The organism is Pseudomonas fluorescens (assembly GCF_001307275.1).
Lineage (GTDB): Bacteria > Pseudomonadota > Gammaproteobacteria > Pseudomonadales > Pseudomonadaceae > Aquipseudomonas > Aquipseudomonas fluorescens_AA.
The window spans coordinates 148805-164124 of sequence record NZ_CP012831.1 but is presented as its reverse complement, the minus strand read 5'-3'; the positions used below and the strand labels follow the sequence as shown (position 1 = coordinate 164124).

At 61.8% G+C, this 15320-nt stretch carries 11 protein-coding genes; 6 read left to right on the top strand and 5 right to left on the bottom strand.

The genetic code is table 11. The annotated features are described in order from the left end of the window. Positions 1–154: 154 nt before the first annotated feature. The 3 genes from AO356_RS00740 to bamA form a co-directional block, all read right to left on the bottom strand. A complete protein-coding gene (locus AO356_RS00740) occupies positions 155–952 on the bottom strand; it encodes an NAD-dependent epimerase/dehydratase family protein (protein ID WP_203225772.1) in 798 nt (265 codons plus the stop codon). Between the two features lie 64 nt (positions 953–1016). After that, positions 1017–1961 (bottom strand): glycosyltransferase family 2 protein, encoded by a 945-nt coding sequence (locus tag AO356_RS00735; RefSeq protein ID WP_081015456.1) that lies wholly within the window; start codon positions 1959–1961, stop codon positions 1017–1019. Between the two features lie 107 nt (positions 1962–2068). Continuing rightward, positions 2069–4435, bottom strand: coding sequence for an outer membrane protein assembly factor BamA (gene bamA, locus AO356_RS00730; protein WP_060738152.1), 2367 nt, complete (start codon positions 4433–4435; stop codon positions 2069–2071). A 225-nt stretch (positions 4436–4660) separates the two neighbouring features. On the opposite strand from bamA, the gene AO356_RS00725 reads away from it, so the two are divergent. The 3 genes from AO356_RS00725 to AO356_RS00715 all read left to right on the top strand — a co-directional run bounded on the left by AO356_RS00725 (position 4661) and on the right by AO356_RS00715 (position 7160). Further along, positions 4661–5344, top strand: coding sequence for a response regulator transcription factor (locus tag AO356_RS00725; RefSeq protein ID WP_060738151.1), 684 nt, complete (start codon positions 4661–4663; stop codon positions 5342–5344). Beyond that, positions 5341–6603, top strand: coding sequence for a HAMP domain-containing sensor histidine kinase (locus AO356_RS00720; protein WP_060738150.1), 1263 nt, complete (start codon positions 5341–5343; stop codon positions 6601–6603). The genes AO356_RS00725 and AO356_RS00720 overlap by 4 nt, the downstream gene beginning before the upstream one ends. 107 nt (positions 6604–6710) lie before the next feature. After that, the gene (locus AO356_RS00715) at positions 6711–7160 is read left to right on the top strand and encodes a hypothetical protein (protein WP_060738149.1); all 450 of its coding nucleotides are present in this window, start codon (positions 6711–6713) and stop codon (positions 7158–7160) included. Positions 7161–7181: 21 nt separating this feature from the next. Here AO356_RS00715 and AO356_RS00710 read toward each other — a convergent pair whose 3' ends face one another. Together AO356_RS00710 and baeS are read right to left on the bottom strand one after the other, a co-directional pair. Further along, complete coding sequence (locus tag AO356_RS00710; RefSeq protein WP_060738148.1) at positions 7182–7865, bottom strand: response regulator; 684 nt, start codon at positions 7863–7865, stop codon at positions 7182–7184. Between the two features lie 3 nt (positions 7866–7868). Continuing rightward, positions 7869–9287, bottom strand: a complete 1419-nt coding sequence (gene baeS, locus AO356_RS00705; RefSeq protein WP_060738147.1) for a sensor histidine kinase efflux regulator BaeS — start codon at positions 9285–9287, stop codon at positions 7869–7871. Positions 9288–9399: 112 nt separating this feature from the next. Here baeS and AO356_RS00700 point away from each other — a divergent pair, with 112 nt between their 5' ends. From AO356_RS00700 to AO356_RS00690, 3 genes are read left to right on the top strand one after another with little or no spacing between them, the layout of a single operon-like run. After that, on the top strand, positions 9400–10593 hold the full coding sequence (locus AO356_RS00700; protein ID WP_060738146.1) for an efflux RND transporter periplasmic adaptor subunit: 1194 nt from the start codon (positions 9400–9402) through the stop codon (positions 10591–10593). Positions 10594–10595: 2 nt separating this feature from the next. After that, on the top strand, positions 10596–13742 hold the full coding sequence (locus AO356_RS00695) for an efflux RND transporter permease subunit (RefSeq protein ID WP_060738145.1): 3147 nt from the start codon (positions 10596–10598) through the stop codon (positions 13740–13742). After that, positions 13739–15136, top strand: coding sequence for an efflux transporter outer membrane subunit (locus AO356_RS00690; protein ID WP_060738144.1), 1398 nt, complete (start codon positions 13739–13741; stop codon positions 15134–15136). Before AO356_RS00695 ends, AO356_RS00690 begins: the two co-directional genes overlap by 4 nt. Positions 15137–15320: the final 184 nt, after the last annotated feature.

Below are 15320 nucleotides of genomic sequence, written 5' to 3'. Positions count from 1 at the left end.
CGGTAACACCGCCATCGCGAGCAAGCTCGCTCCCACATGGATGATCGGCAGCCACAAAATCCATGCACGCCGCAGAACCCTGTGGGAGCGAGCTTGCTCGCGATGTCGTCGACACCGACACGTGCAACATCATCGCCATAGTGCCAAGGCTATTTCAGCGCCCAGGCAAATCTTCATCCCTCAGGTGAAACGCCCGGGGAGCAAAACCAAGCCAGTCACAGGCGTGCGAATGGTCGAACACCAGGTCCTGGTTCATCCGCCCCACCAGCGCGCTTGAAAGATGTCGGTAACGTGGCAGACAGCGCAAAATCGAAACGCCTGCGCTGAGGGCCTTGGCGGGGAGGGGCAGCGTTCGTTCCGGGCGTCCCAGGGCCTGGAATATGCGCCTGACCATCATGTGATAAGGCAAGGCTTCTCCCCCCGAAAGGTTGTAGCCGCCACTGGGCAGGCCAGGCGTGCTCACGGCGGACAGGCATGCCTGGATCACGTCATCCCCATGCACTGGCTGACGCAACCCGGTACCGCCACCGATAAGTGGGAAAAATCCGAAGCGCTGAATGAAACGCGCGATTTGTGAAATGTTCTTGTCGCGGCCAAAGCCATAGATCAGGGTCGGTCGCAGGATCACCCACTCGATTTGCCGTTCGCTCGCCCACTGCTCGAGTTGTTCTTCTGCACGTATCAAGCGTTGCGCCACGTCCCTCTCCCGAGCGTCAGGCGATGCGTGCTTGGCAAAGCGGCTCGTGGAGGAGAGCACGACAACGCGTTTGACGTGAGTGCTGGCAAGGCGCTCCAGGTAGTCGGGCAGCACCCAGAGGGGGGCGAACGACAGGAACGTGTCCAGCGCCAATCCGTGCCAGTCGTCCGCCTTTCGCCAGGTCACACCGGGACAGGGCACCTTGGGCAGGCTTCGAGTGAAGGCGCTCGTCAGGTGGCCGGTTTGTGCCAGCAATGGCAGGGCACGCTCGCCCAGGAGGCTGGAGCCGCCCAATATTCCTATCCGCAATTGAGCGCTCTTATCGTAGGTTCCATGCATTTCTAAACCGGGTGGTGGCGTGGCGAAGGACCACCAGGCCGAATCGAAACCAGACCCCGATCACCACGCTGATCCACAGGACGGTAGGGTACTTGCGGCGAAAGAACTTGCGATAGAAACGCAGGAATCCCAGGTGTTTGTGCCATTCGACGAAATAGGGACGATGACGACTGCAACCACCGAATACATGCATCACCCGGGCATCTGGTACGAACAGCACGCGCCAGCCGGCCTGATGAAAGCGCATGCACCAGTCCAGGTCTTCGCAATGAAGGAAATAGTCTTCGTCCCACAATCCGACACTCTCGATCGCTTCGCGCTTGACCAGCATGCACGCCCCGGAGATGGCTTCAACGGCAATGGGCGCGCCGGGCAGGGGTTCCTTGTGCAATAAAAAATCGGACAACACCGACGGGAAAAAGGTTGAAAGCCGTGAAAGCCCGAAGGCCCGCATGAAGGCGCGCCTGGGCGTGGGGAATACCCGGCGTCCACCGGCTTGTTCACTGCCGTCCGGGTTGCACAGGAACCCTCCGACCATGCCGATCTCCGGCGCGCTGCGCAGCGCCAGCAGCAAGTGGTCTATGGCATTGGCGGCCAGCACGGTGTCCGGGTTCAGGAAAAACAAGTTGGGGGCCGCTGACAGGCGGGCACCTTGGTTGCACGCCACGGCGAAGCCGAGGTTGGCGGCATTGCGTACGATTTGAAGCGCTTCGCCGGCAGCGTGGGTTCGCTCCACCAGCATCAGGCTATCGTCATGGGAGTCGTTATCCACCACGATCACGCTGGAAGCGCCGGCGGCAAACGCCGACCTTACACACGCCAACAAAAGTTCACCGGCGTTGTAATTGACGATGATCACATCACACTCGCCACGCAGAGATGAGGTGGCCCATTCATCCATAGCGAGCAGTTCCACTGCTTCCAACTTCATCACTCCATTGCTCAAACCTGGATACGTATGGGATCGCAACTACTCAGGTCTGTATCCAAGATAGCAGGTTCGTGCCCTCCGACCAGTTCCGGCCAGCACATTCAGAACGTCTGCCCCAAGGAAAACTGGAATACCTGCGTATCAGCGTTATCCGGGGTTCGGACCGGAAAGGCGATGTTGGCGCTCAACGGGCCCAGCGGGCTATACCAGGTCACCCCGACCCCCACCGAGCTGGCCATCTGGCTGAGGTCGACCCCGTCGCATCCCTGGGTGGTGCTCAGGTAGCACTTGTCGGAATAGACGCTGCCCACGTCCCAGAACACCGAGGTACGAAGTGATTTGTTGTCTTTGATGAAGGGCAGTGGGAACAGGTACTCCACGCCGCCGGTGATCAGTATGTTGCCGCCCAGTGACTCGGTGTCCCGGTCGGAGTAGTACGCCTGGCCGGCACTGGCATAGGTGCCGGTGGCCGGTGTATCGCGCGGGCCGAGGGTGCCGCTTTCAAAGCCGCGCACCGAGCCTTCGCCACCGGCGGTGTAGTTTTCATAGAACGGCAGGCCGTCAGTGGAGCCGTAGCTGTTGCCGTAGCCGAGTTTGGTGTGCAAGCGCAGCGAGGTCGTGTCGCTGACCGGCAGGAACGTCTGCCCGGTGTAGTCGATCTTGTAGAAGCTCAGGTCGCTGCCGGGCACCGTCGCCATCAGGTTCAGGCTTTGCGAATGCCCGCGGGTGGCCAGCACGCCCTTGTTCAGGGTCGATTCGGACCAGCCGAGATTGGCCTTGAAGTTGGTGAAGTCCTTGCCTTCACGCGCGATGAAATCGTAGATCTCATCGGCGCTGTAGGTCCCCGGTTCGATGCTGTCATGTTGCACCGTCACGCCGACATTCAACCGTGAGGTTTCGTTGATCGGATAGCCGAGGGAGGTGCCGGCACCATAGCTATTGATGGAATAGTACGAATTATCGTCATCGTAATATTCGTTGTAGTCGGTGGCGTTGTAGAACGCGTTGTAACCCAGGCTCACGCCGTCCGGTGTGAAGTAGGGGTCGGTAAAGCCGATGTTGTACTTGCTTTGGTAGGACGAGCGGGTCAGGCCCAGGCTGGCGTAGTTGCCGGTGCCGAGAAAGTTGTTCTGGGTGATCGAGCCGCCAAGGATCAGGCCGGCGCTTTGCGAGAAGCCGACGCTGGCGCTGATCGAGCCGGAAGCCTGCTCTTCGACGCTGTAGTTCACATCGACCTGGTCATCGACGCCCGGCACGGCCGGTGTCTCGACGTTGACTTCCTTGAAGAAGCCCAGGCGCTCCAGGCGGGTCTTGGACTGGTCGATCAGGTAGGTCGACGCCCAGCCACCTTCCATCTGGCGCATTTCACGGCGCAGCACTTCGTCCTCGGACTTGGTGTTGCCACGGAAGTTGATGCGGTTGACGTAGGCGCGCTTGCCCGGGTCCACGGCGAACGTGATGTCGACGGTATGGTCTTCATCATGCGGCTGCGGCACGCCGTTGACGTTGGCGAAGGTGTAGCCCTCGTTACCCAGGCGGCGGGTGATCAGCTCGGAGGTGGTGGTCATCAGCTTGCGCGAGAACACTTGGCCCTTCTGTACCAGCAGCAGCGACTTGACCTGGTCCTCGGGAACCTTCAGGTCACCGCTGAGCTTGACGTCGCGAACGGTGTACTTCTCGCCTTCGTTGACGTTGACGGTGATGTAGACGTGCTTCTTGTCCGGGGTGATGGACACCTGGGTCGAAGCGATGTCCATGTTGATGTAGCCACGGTCCAGGTAGTAGGAACGCAGACGCTCCAGGTCACCGGAGAGTTTTTCACGGGCGTACTTGTCGTCGTTCTTGAAGAACGACAGCCAGTTGGTGGTCTTGAGCTCGAACAGGTCGATCAGGTCTTCATCCGGGAACACCGTGTTGCCCACCACGTTGATGTGCTGGATGGCCGCCACGGTGCCTTCGTTGATGTTGACCTTCAGGCCGACGCGGTTGCGCGGCTGCGGCACCACTTCGGTGTCGACGGTGGCCGAGTAGCGGCCCTGGGCAACGTACTGGCGCTGTAGCTCGTTACGCACACCTTCGAGGGTGGCGCGCTGGAAGATCTCGCCTTCGGCCAGGCCGGATTGTTTCAGGCCCTTCATCAGGTCTTCAGTGGAGATCGCCTTGTTGCCTTCGATCTCGATACTGGCGATGGAGGGACGCTCGACGACGGTGATGACCAGGACATCACCGTCGTGTCCCAGTTGGATGTCCTGGAAAAAGCCGGTCTTGAACAGCGCACGCGTGGACTCCACCAGGCGCCGCTCATCCGCGTTATCGCCGACGTTCAATGGCAAGGCACCGAAGACGCTGCCTGCGGAGATGCGCTGGAGGCCGTTGATGCGAATATCGGAAATCTTGAAACCTTGGGCGTGGGCAAGTGTGACATTGAGCAGCAGTGCAGCCGAGCAGAGCAGGCGCGAAAAATTCATCAAGATCTTATCCAGAACACATCGACAGGTGGTGTAGGTGGACGCGGATATCTCACCGCAAGACGAGTCACCGCGGGAGCGAGCGGGCTGGTGGCGAGCAAGCATAAAAGTTCGCTGCGTTTGGTGCGGTTAACCCAATGTCAAGTTAGGTAAAGGTTGGCCCGTGGCGATGACGGTACGCGGCACACGGGCGATAATGGGCCGACACCTACTCAAGAGCGTCCCATGATCTCTGTATTGCTAGTCGACGATGACCAGGAACTGACGGGAATGCTCAGCCAATACCTGGAGCGCGAAGGCTTTGAGGCGACTGCCGTGCACACAGGGGAGGAGGGCGAGGTGCAAGCGCTGTCCGGTCGCTATAGCATCGTGGTGCTGGACGTGATGCTGCCGCGGTTGTCGGGTATCGAGGTGCTCAGGCGCATTCGGGCCGTGAGCCAGGTGCCGGTGGTGTTGCTGACAGCTCGTGGCGACAACATCGACAAGATCACCGGCCTGGAGCTGGGCGCCGATGACTATGTGCCCAAGCCCAGTTCGCCGGGGGAGCTGGTGGCGCGTTTGCGGGCGATCATGCGCCGGGTGCAGCCAGCGGATCGGCCATCCAGCGAAGTGATCAGGACCGGGCCGCTGGTCCTGTGGCCCGGCAAGCGCCAGGCGCTCTGGCAGGGGCGCGAGCTGGGGGTGACCAGCACCGAGTTCAGTTTGCTCGAGGAACTGGCCCGCTGTGCCGGGCAAGTGGTGAGCAAACAGAACCTGTCGCTCAATGCCCTGGGTTGTCCCTTGACTCGCTATGACCGACGCATCGATGTGCACATCAGCAGCATTCGCCACAAGCTGGGACCGCGCCCCGATGCCAAGGCCTGGATCCAGAGCGTGCGGGGCCTCGGTTACCTGTTGATCGCCGAATGATGAAGCCCAGCCGGCTGTTCTGGAAACTGTTCCTGGCGTTCTGGCTCGCCACCAGCTTGACGTTTCTGGTCGGGCTGGGCTTCCTGGTCATGGGCAGTTCCAGGCCGGGTGATCCTCATCTGGAAACGGTCCTGGCCACTGAAGAGCAGCTATTGCGACAGTTTGGCATCGAGTCGGGCCGGCAACTGCTGGCGGTGTGGGAACACCCGGATGACCAGGCCGTTGGTGTCTATGACAGCGCGGGTCAGCTGTTGGCCGGCACGCCAGTGCCGCAACCGGCCTATGAGCGATCGGTCATCAGCAAGGACGGCATCGTGCTGTCGCTCAAATCAACCCATCCCCTGGGCAAAGAAGGCGACAGGGGGCCGAGCCACTGGACGCCGTTGATCATCGGCACGGTCATGAGTGCGCTGTTCAGCGGTTACATGGCGTTCTACCTGGCATGGCCGCTGGCCTATCTTCGACGCGCCATGAGTGACGTGGCCCAGGGGCGCTTCGAGACCCGGGTCAAGCCGATCATGGGCGCGCGACGTGATGAGATCGTCGATCTGGCAGAAGACTGCGACCGAATGGCCAACCAGTTGAAACTGTTGGTAGACGCCCAGCAACACTTGTTGCACGACATCTCCCACGAATTGCGCTCACCGCTGACCCGCATGCAAGTGGCCATCGGGCTGCTGCAGCAAGATCCGGCTCGCCTGGAAATGGTGGAGCGCATCGACCGTGAGTCGGTGCGCATGGACACGCTGATCGAGGCGTTGTTGACCCTGGCACGCCTGCAGGGGCGACCGGAGAGTATCGAGCGCGAGCCAATCGATGTCGTCGAATTGTTGTCGGTGATCGTCGAGGACGCTCGATTCGAAGCGCAAATGAAAGGCTGCCAGGTCACCTTGCAGGCGTGCCCGGCGTTTGTCAGTCGGGTCAGCGGTGAGCTGTTGTATCGGTGTTTCGAGAACGTCATTCGAAACGCGGTGCGTCATACCCGGCCAAACACCACGGTGATGGTCGTGGCCGAGGTCAATGGCGCCGCAGATGGCCTGGTGGTACAGATCAGCGATCAGGGCACGGGTGTTGAGCATTCGCGGCTACAGAGCATCTTCAACCCGTTCGAACGTGGCTTGAACGAAGTCAGTGCCGGCTTCGGCCTGGGCCTGGCCATTGCCTCAAGGGCCGTGGAGATCCACGGTGGCTCTATCCTGGCGCGCAACGAGCCGTCCGGTGGGCTGACGGTGGAAATCAGCTTGCCTCGCAGGGCGTGATCTTTACACGATATTACATTGGCTTGACGGCCCTGTACGCCCCGCCTCAGTAGACTTTGCGCTCAAATTTACGCAGCGTTTGCTGATGCTTCAGCGTGGAGGTGCTCATGTTTCTGGTTCATAAGAAGGGTTTCGTTCCCGGCAAGAGAATGGTCGACGGTCTGGTGCCTTATGACTTCTTCTGCGAAGACAATCCGAGCCTTAACCTGTTTGTCTTCACGGGTTCCGCCACCCCGGGCAAAGTGGTCGAGGAGCCGACACTCTGGGGGTTTACCCGTCTCGAACGTTTTGAAGCGCTGAGCGGCACCCTGGTGTCGAACAAAAAGCAGGAAGGCTGGTTCCAGAAGGTCAATGTGCTCACCGGCCCCGCCCAGAACGGCACGCAAGGCGTGAAGTTCCAGCGGGTGCTGAAAATCATCAAGCACAGCGATGCATCGAGTCGGGTCGCCAGCAAGGCCGACTACGAGATCCAGACCGACGAAGGCGACACCTACTTCACTCGTCGGCCTGCTGGGGGTGACAGGGCACAAACCGTTATCTATTCGGCAGAACAATAAGCTCGATTTCAACGCGACGCTTCAGGATTCGCCGAGCTGAAACCGATAACCCACACCATACAACGACTCGATCGGCTGCTCTCCCGGGCAAGCCTGTTCGAGCTTGCGCCGCAGATTACGGATATGGCTATCGATGGTGCGATCAGTGACCACCCGATGATCGGAATAGATCCGGTCGAGCAGTTGATCCCGGGAAAACACCCGCCCCGGGGACTGGGCCAGGGTGCTGAGCAGGCGCAGTTCCAAGGGCGTCAGGTCCAGGGCTATGCCATCGAGTGACGCCTGGTAGCGGTCTTCGTCGATCAGCAGGCGTGCTGGCGCTGCGGCGACAAGTTGTGGGCTGCGCCGCAGGATCGCCTTGACCCTGGCCACCACTTCACGCGGGCTGAAGGGTTTGCAGATGTAGTCGTCAGCCCCCAGGTCCAGCCCGAGCAGGCGATCCACTTCCTCCACGCGGGCGGTGATCATGATGATCGGCACGGCGCTGAAGCTGCGCAGCTCCTGGCACACTTGCAGGCCGTCGCGTCCCGGCAGCATCAGGTCGAGCAGGATCAACCGCGGCTCGCTGGCCCGTACCGCCGGCACCACTTGAAGGCCATTGTCCAGGCATTGGGTCGCGTAGCCAGCGGCGATCAGGTAGTCGCGCATCAACGCCGCCAGCTTGGGTTCGTCTTCGACGATCAGGATCGGGTTGTCGTTGCTCATGGTTCAGGCGTTCCGAGGCAGGCGCAGGGTCAGCCAAAGGCCGCCCAAAGGCGAGTGATCGGCGCTGAGGCTGCCGCCATGGGCCAGGGCGATGCTGTGACAGATGGCCAATCCCAGGCCGGCGCCGCCACTGGCGCGATTGCGTGAGGTTTCGCCGCGGTAAAAACGCTCGAACAGTCGCGGCAATTGATCCGCATCGACCCCGGGGCCGGAGTCGAGAAAATCGATGCGCACGACATCGGCCTCGTTGGCGGCACTTATGCGCAGCACGCCACCCTCGTCGGTATAACGCACGGCATTTTCCAACAGGTTGCTGAACAGTTGCTGCAAGCGTTTGGGGTCGGCCTCCAACCGTAGCGGCGTTGTCGGCAGCTCCAGCTTCAAACGCAGATGCCGGGCATTGCAACGCTCCAGGAACATCGTCACGCAACTGTCCAGCAGTTCGTTGAGATCGCATTCGCTCTTGCGGTAGGTCAGCGCGCCAACATCGGCCAGGGACAGTTCGTAGAGATCATCCACCAGCTTGCTGAGCATGCTGACTTCGCCTTGCAGCGATTTCATCGAGGACGGGTCGAGGGTGCGCACGCCGTCTTCGATGGCTTCCAGCTCACCGCGCAATACCGACAACGGGGTGCGCAGTTCGTGGGACACATCGGCCATGAATTCCCTGCGCATTTTCTCGTTGCGTTCCAGCGTATGCGCCAGCTGGTTGAAGTCTCGGGCCAACTGACCGACTTCGTCATTGGAGGCCACCGATACGCGGTTGCTGTATTCCCCGGCGGCCAACCGGTGCGTGGCGGCGGCCACTCGCTTGACCGGGTCAAGCAGGGTACGGGCGATCCACCAGGCAATCAGCATCGCCAACAGCAACGAGAGCACGCCCACGGCCAGGCTGGTGCGCACCAGATACTGACGAAAGCGTTCACCGCCAGCCTCGGTCACGTTCTGGAACGGCGTCACCGCCAGCCAGCCGACGGTTTTGCCGGCGACCTCGATCGGGCGCATCAGGGCGTCGTCGGCAATCGCCGAGTAGCCCATGACCAACTGTTTCTGCTGATCCAGCAGAGCGATGCGAAACACCGCGCCGGTCAGGTCGGACATCGACATGGGTGGGCGCTCTGGGTGGGTGGTGTTTTCGCCCGGTTCCGGACGCAGGAGCTCGAACCAGCGATCCGGCTGGTTGCGCAGGAATTCCCAGTCGCCTTCGCGCTCGTAGGCGCTGGCCAGGCGCGGCAGTACCGGCGTCATGCGCACCAGGGCCTGTTCGTTGAGGTAGTCCAGAAAGCCTTTGCCGAAGCTCCAGCCGTTGGTCACCCCCATGCTCAGGATGACGAACAGCACGCTGGCCAGTACGGCAATAAACAGCTTGGTGGAGATGCTCAGTTTCATGGGCTCGGGCAGTTCGATGAATGGCCCGACCATTTAGGCCCTGGCGCGATGAAGATTCAAGGGCGGCGGGCAATCTTCAATTTTCCTGCACATTTGCCTCGCAGTATGGCGCCTGGCTTGAACCATCCGTCTTGCAGAGGCATTTATGTCGACCAAATTATTCGCCAAATCCCTGGTGACCGCCGCCATCCTGGTGTGCTTGATCGTTTTGTTCCTGTTGGGCGGTTGCTCCGGCGAATCGGCACCCACGCCCGAACCGCCCAAGGTGTCGGTGATCACCGTGCAGCCGCAAAGCCAGGCACTGACCACTGAGCTGGCCGGACGCACCCAGGCGTTCATGGTCGCCGAGATACGCCCGCAGGTCGGCGGTATCGTCCAGCAGCGCTTGTTTGTCGAAGGGGCCGAGGTCAAGGCCGGGCAGGCGCTGTACCAATTGGACGCAGCCTCCTACAAGGCCGCATTGGCGCAAGCCCAGGCGAACCTGGCCAAGGCCCGCGCCACGTTGAAGTCGGCCCAGGCCACGGCCAAGCGTGACGCACAGTTGGCGAAGATCGATGCCATCAGCCAGCAGGACAACGAAGATGCCCAGGCCAGCCTGCTGACTGCCGAAGCCGAATTGCAAGTGGCCCAGGCCGATGTCGACACCGCGCGCATCAACCTGGCGTATACCCGCATCGGTTCCCCCGTCAGTGGGCGCATCGAAACCTCGACGGTCACGCCTGGCGCGCTGGTGGTGGCCAACCAGGACAGCGCACTGACCACGGTGCAGCAGTTGGACCCGATGTATGTAGACGTCACCCAATCGACCACCGAGCTGTTGCGTCTCAAGCGCGACCTGGCCAGCGGTGTGCTCCGGAGCAATGGCGAAGGTGAGGCGCGGATCAGTCTCAAGCTCGATGACGGCAGCACCTACGGCCATGAAGGCCGTTTGAAGTTCAGTGGGGTCAGCGTCAATGAGGGCACTGGCACGGTGACCCTGCGGGCGCAAATCGCCAACCCGGACCGACTGTTGCTGCCGGGCATGTACGTGCGGGCGGTGCTGGAGCAGGCGCGGGATGACCAGGCCATCCTGATTCCGCAGAAGGCGGTGACCCGCAGTGCCAGCGGTGCGACTTCGGCCCTGGTGGTGGTCAATGGCAAGGTCGAGCAGCGCATGCTGACCATCGACCGCGCCGTGGATAACCAGTGGTGGGTCACGGCGGGGTTGAACGCGGGAGACCAGGTGATTGTCGAGGGCGGGCAGAAAGTCCGCGTCGGTGAAAGCGTCGTGGTACAGAACGCCGGTACCCGCAGCCGTACGCAGAAAGCAACGCCTGTTGCCATTGCGCAGGAGGGTTGAACATGGCGCGCTTCTTTATCGATCGACCGATTTTCGCCTGGGTCATCGCCATCGTCATCATGCTCGCTGGCGCCTTGTCCATCAGTCAGTTGCCCTTGGAACAGTACCCGGACATCGCGCCGCCGACGGTGCGTATTTCCGCGACCTACACCGGCGCCTCGGCCAAGACCGTCGAAGACTCGGTGACCCAGGTCATCGAACAGCAAATGAAGGGCCTGGACAACCTGACCTACATGTCGGCCTCCAGCAGCTCGGATGGCAGCGCCAGCATCAGCCTGACCTTCACCGCCGGTACCAACCCGGACGTGGCCCAGATGCAGGTGCAGAACAAGCTGCAACAGGCCGAGTCGAGGCTGCCGCAGTCGGTGCAGAGCGAGGGCCTGACCGTGACCAAGGGCGGTTCGGACTTCCTGATGATTGCCGCCCTGGCCTCCGACAATCCCGGCGTCACCGGCACGCAGATCGGCGATTACATTTCCAGCACCCTGCTCGATTCCATCAGCCGCATCGACGGCGTCGGCGACGTGCAGACATTGGGTTCCGGCTATGCCATGCGCATCTGGCTGGACCCGGCCCTGCTGGAAAAATACGCGCTGATGCCTTCGGATGTCAGCACGGCCCTGGAGGCGCAGAACACCGAGGTTTCTGCCGGTCAACTCGGCGCCATGCCGGCGGTGAAAGGTCAGCAGTTGAACGCCACCATCAGCGCCCGTAGCAAGCTGCAAACCGTCGAAGAGTTTCGCAACGTGGTGGTCAAGTCCACCAGCGACGGTGCGGTGGTGCTGCTCGGGGATGTGGCGCGGGTTGAATTGGGCAGTGAAAGCTACGATGTCAGTTCTGCCCTCAACGGCAAACCCGCTGCCGCCATGGGCGTCCAGCTCGCCGCCGGGGCCAACGCCCTGAACGTGGGCGAGGCGGTGAAGGCCAAGCTCAAGGAGCTGGAGGCGTTCTATCCGACGGAGCTGCAACTCAAGAACGTGATTGCCTACGACACCACGCCTTTTGTCAGCCTGTCCATCGAAGAGGTGGTCAAGTCACTGGGCGAGGCGATTGTCCTGGTGGTGCTGATCATGTTCCTTTTCCTGCAGAACCTGCGGGCCACGTTGATCCCCGCGATCACGGTGCCGGTGGTGCTGCTGGGTACATTCGGCGTGCTGGCGCTGTTCGGTTATTCGATCAACACCCTGACCATGTTCGCCATGGTCCTGGCCATCGGCCTGTTGGTGGACGACGCGATTGTGGTGGTGGAAAACGTCGAGCGGGTGATGGGCGAGCAGGGGCTGTCGGCCCTGGACGCCACGCGCCAGTCGATGGATGAAATCACCAGCGCCCTGGTCGGCATCGCCCTGGTGCTCAGTGCGGTGTTCATTCCCATGGCGTTTTTTGGCGGCTCCACGGGCGTTATCTACCGGCAGTTTTCGGTCACCATCGTCTCGGCCATGGTGCTCTCGGTACTCGTCGCCATGACGCTGACGCCGGCATTGTGCGCGACCCTGCTCAAGCCGTCCGATAGCCAGGGCCATGGTCCTCAACGCGGATTCTTCGGCTGGTTCAACCGCACGTTCGAGCGTGCTGCCGAGGCCTATAAACGCCAGGTGGGGGGCATTTTGCAGCGCGGGCGCGTCGGCTGGCTGGTGTATGGGCTGGTACTGCTGGCGATGGCCGCCGGTTACTTCAGCCTGCCGACTTCGTTCCTGCCTGACGAAGACCAGGGCATTCTCATGGCCCAGGTGCAGTTGCCAGTCGGGGCCACGGACAGCCGCACGCAAGCGGTGGTCAAGCAGTTCGAAAGCTACCTGCTCGAACAGCCGGAAGTCGAAGCACTGATCAGCATTTCCGGCCTGGGCATGAACGGCAACAGCCAGAACAGCGCCCGTGCATTCATTCGACTCAAGGACTGGAGCGAACGCACGGGGGCGGGGCAGGATGCGGCGTCCTTCGCCCAACGCGCGACCATGGCACTGTCGAGCATCGGCGATGCCAATGTGTTCGTCATGCAACCGCCGGCCGTGCGCGGCCTGGGGCAGACGTCCGGCTTCGACCTGCAACTCAAGGACCTCGCCGGCCTGGGACATGACGCGCTGGTGGCGGCGCGGGAAAAACTCATCGGGCAGGCCAACCAGGACCCTCGCTTGCTGGGGGTTCGCAGCAATGGCCTGGACGATGCACCGCAGCTCAAGGTCAACATCGATGATCGCAAGGCCGGGGCCTTGGGCCTGAGCACCAGCGACATCAACACCACGCTGTCCACGGCGTTGGGCGGCACTTACGTCAATGACTTCCTCAACCAGGGGCGCGTGAAGAAAGTCTACGTCCAGGGTGAGGCCGCGGCACGGATGCAGGCGGCTGACCTGGAGCACTGGTTCGTGCGCAACAGCAACGATGAGATGGTGCCGTTTTCCTCGTTCGCCAGCAGTTCGTGGAGCTACGGCTCGCCGTTGCTGGAACGCTACAACGGCAACGCCTCGATGGAGGTGGTTGGCGATCCGGCACCCGGCATCAGTTCCGGGGACGCCATGGATGCGGTGGAAGCGCTGATCAAGCAATTGCCGGAGGGCATCGGCTACGAGTGGACCGGGCAGTCCTATCAGTTGCGCCTTTCCGGTTCGCAGGCGCCGTTGCTGTACGGGATTTCGGTGCTGTTCGTTTTCCTCTGCCTCGCTGCGCTCTATGAGAGTTGGTCGGTGCCTTTCTCGGTGATGCTGGTGGTGCCGCTGGGGGTGGTGGGCGCGGTGCTGGCTACCCGTGTCAGTGGCTTGAGTAACGATGTCTACTTTCAGGTCGGGTTATTGACCACCGTGGGGTTGGCCGCCAAGAACGCGATTCTGATCGTCGAGTTCGCCAAGCACCTGCAAGAGCAGGGCAACAGCTTGCGCGAGGCGACGCTGATCGCCGTGCGCCAACGCCTGAGGCCGATTCTCATGACGTCCCTGGCCTTCATGTTCGGTGTATTGCCCCTGGCCCTGAGTAGCGGCGCCGGTTCCGCCGGACGTCAGGCCATTGGTACCGGTGTGCTGGGCGGCATGTTGTCCGCCACGGTGTTGGGGATCTTCTTCGTTCCTTTGTTTTTCGTGCAGATTCGCCGGCGTTTCGCCCGCGTTTCCACGGCTTCGACCTCTGTTCCATCCGCCCAGTCAGGTGATGCATGATCAAGTTCCGCTGGCCATTGCTGGCCATCTTCACGCTGCTCGGTGGCTGCCTGAATCTGGCGCCGCAGTATGAACGCCCTGAGGCGCCAGTCCCCGAGCAATGGCTGCCGGCTGCCGGTACGCCCGAGGGCAAGGTGAGTGCCGACATCGAGTGGCAGCACTTTTTCACCGACAGCCGCCTGGCGCGCTTGCAGTCCCTGGCATTGAGCAACAACCGCGACCTGCGCCTGGCGGTCCTGAACGTTGAAAAGGCCCAGGCGCAATACCGCATCCAGCGCGCCGAGTCATTGCCTTCGATCGATGCCAGTGTCAGTGGCACTCACAGTCGCACGCCCGGAACGTTGTCCAGCACGGGCTCGGCGGCCACCACCCATGACTACAGTGCGCAACTGGGTTTGAGCAGTTATGAAGTGGATCTGTTCGGACGGGTGCAGAACCTTCAGGACGAAGCCCTGGAGGACTATCTGTCCCTGACCGAAACCCGCCGCAGCACGCAGATCAGCCTGGTGGCCGAAGTGGCGACGGCCTGGCTGACCCTGGCGGCCGATAACGAGCGCTTGCACCTGGCCCAGGAGACCTTGCGCAGCCAGCAGGCGACCTACGAACTGACCCAACGCAGCCACGCCCTGGGTGGCTCCTCCGGTCTGTCCGTGGCCCAGGCGCAAACCACCGTGGAGTCGGCACGGGTCGACGCAGCGGCGTATGAAAGCCAGATCCTGCAGGATCGCAACGCCCTGCGGCTGCTGGTGGGCAGCGACATTCCCGAAGAGTTGTTGCCGGGTGCGTACCTGGAATCGGCCGCGGCGCTGGTGCAGGTGCCGGCAGAGCTGCCGTCCAGCCTGTTGCAACGACGCCCCGATGTGCTGGCCGCCGAGCACACGCTCAAGTCGGCCAATATCGACATCGGTGCCGCCCGTGCGGCGTTCTTTCCCAGTATCAGCCTGACGGCCAATGCCGGTTCCTCAAGCTCGGCCCTGTCCGGCCTGTTCAAGTCCGGCAGTGGCGCCTGGACGTTTGCCCCGAGCATCAGCCTGCCGATCTTCGATGCCGGCAGTAACCGCGCGACGCTGGACTCGGCGAAGACCGAGCGCGAGATCCAGGTGCAGACCTACCAGCAAACACTGCAGAGCGCCTTCAAGGAAGTGGCCGATGCCCTGGCGGAGCGCAGCACGCTGGATCGCCGTATCGAGGCCCAACAGGCGTTGACCGACGCCAGCCGCAAGAGCTTCGAGCTCTCCGACGCTTTGTACCGTGGCGGTTCCCAGAGCTATCTCGAAGCCCTCGACGCCCAGCGTTCCCTGTACAGCGCGCAACAGGACCTGATCACCCTGCGCCTGACCGAGCAGAGCAACCGCGTGACGTTGTACAAGGTGATGGGCGGCGGCTGGAATTAAGAAGCGCTGTGGGAGGAGTACCTGTGAGAGGAGTGTCCTGTGAGAGCCAAGCCCCCTTGTGGGAGCCGAGCTTGCTCGCGATAGCGTCAGCACATTCACCATCCCTGCCAACTGACCCACCGCCATCGCGAGCAAGCTCAGCTCCCACAGGAGATTTGTGGTGAACACCGAATCCATGCCCCCC

Excerpts from the sequence above, each read along its gene's own strand:
- AO356_RS00715 (WP_060738149.1), top strand. The coding sequence starts at position 6,711 with ATGTTTCTGGTTCATAAGAAGGGTTTCGTTCCCGGCAAGAGAATGGTC.
- AO356_RS00695 (WP_060738145.1), top strand. The coding sequence starts at position 10,596 with ATGGCGCGCTTCTTTATCGATCGACCGATTTTCGCCTGGGTCATCGCC.
- baeS (WP_060738147.1), bottom strand. The coding sequence starts at position 9,287 with ATGGTCGGGCCATTCATCGAACTGCCCGAGCCCATGAAACTGAGCATC.
- AO356_RS00725 (WP_060738151.1), top strand. The coding sequence starts at position 4,661 with ATGATCTCTGTATTGCTAGTCGACGATGACCAGGAACTGACGGGAATG.
- AO356_RS00690 (WP_060738144.1), top strand. The coding sequence starts at position 13,739 with ATGATCAAGTTCCGCTGGCCATTGCTGGCCATCTTCACGCTGCTCGGT.
- bamA (WP_060738152.1), bottom strand. The coding sequence starts at position 4,435 with ATGAATTTTTCGCGCCTGCTCTGCTCGGCTGCACTGCTGCTCAATGTC.
- AO356_RS00700 (WP_060738146.1), top strand. The coding sequence starts at position 9,400 with ATGTCGACCAAATTATTCGCCAAATCCCTGGTGACCGCCGCCATCCTG.
- AO356_RS00720 (WP_060738150.1), top strand. The coding sequence starts at position 5,341 with ATGATGAAGCCCAGCCGGCTGTTCTGGAAACTGTTCCTGGCGTTCTGG.
- AO356_RS00710 (WP_060738148.1), bottom strand. The coding sequence starts at position 7,865 with ATGAGCAACGACAACCCGATCCTGATCGTCGAAGACGAACCCAAGCTG.